This window comes from Streptomyces carpinensis (genome assembly GCF_002154505.1).
Taxonomy (GTDB): domain Bacteria; phylum Actinomycetota; class Actinomycetes; order Streptomycetales; family Streptomycetaceae; genus Streptomyces; species Streptomyces carpinensis.
This window is the reverse complement of record NZ_MUBM01000060.1, coordinates 1-638: the sequence shown is the minus strand read 5'-3', so window position 1 is coordinate 638 and position 638 is coordinate 1. Positions and strand designations below refer to the sequence as shown.

At 69.9% G+C, this 638-nt stretch carries 1 protein-coding gene; it reads left to right on the top strand.

What is annotated here, in order from left to right:
• Window positions 1-638 (top strand): glycoside hydrolase family 28 protein (locus BZY54_RS08950; RefSeq protein ID WP_244217050.1); only part of this gene is annotated, 638 nt, incomplete at both ends.

Sequence of the window (638 nt, the reverse complement as noted above, 5' to 3'; positions counted from 1 at the left end):
CCCGCCGGCCGCTGGGCCACCGGTGCCATCCACCTGCTCAGCGGTGTCGACCTGCACGTGGCCGAGGGAGCGACCGTGCTGTTCGACACCGACCCGGCCGCCTACATGCCGGTCGTACGTACCCGCTGGCAGGGCATCGAGGTCCACAACTACTCCCCCCTGATCTACGCCTATCGCCAACGCGACATCGCGGTCACCGGCCGCGGGGTCCTCGACGCGCGGAGCGACACCGCGCACTGGTGGCCCTGGAAGGGCTCCGGACAGTACGGTTGGAAGCCCGGCATGCCCAACGAGCGTGCCGACTGGGCGACCCTCGAACAGTGGGGTGCGCAGGGTGTGCCGGTGACCGAGCGCGTCCTGGGCGCCGGGCACTACCTTCGGCCCAGCTTCGTCCAGCCCTACGCCTGCCGGAACGTCCTGATCGAGGGCGTCACCTTGCGCAACTCCCCGTTCTGGAACATCCATCCGGTGCTGAGCCGGAACATCACGGTGCGCGACGTCCGGGTCGAGTGCGAGGGTCCCAACAGCGACGGCTGCGACCCCGACTCGTGCGAGAACGTCACGATCGAGCGCGTCACCTTCGCCACGCACGACGACTGCATCGCCGTCAAGTCCGGCCGCGACGAGGACGGCCGGCG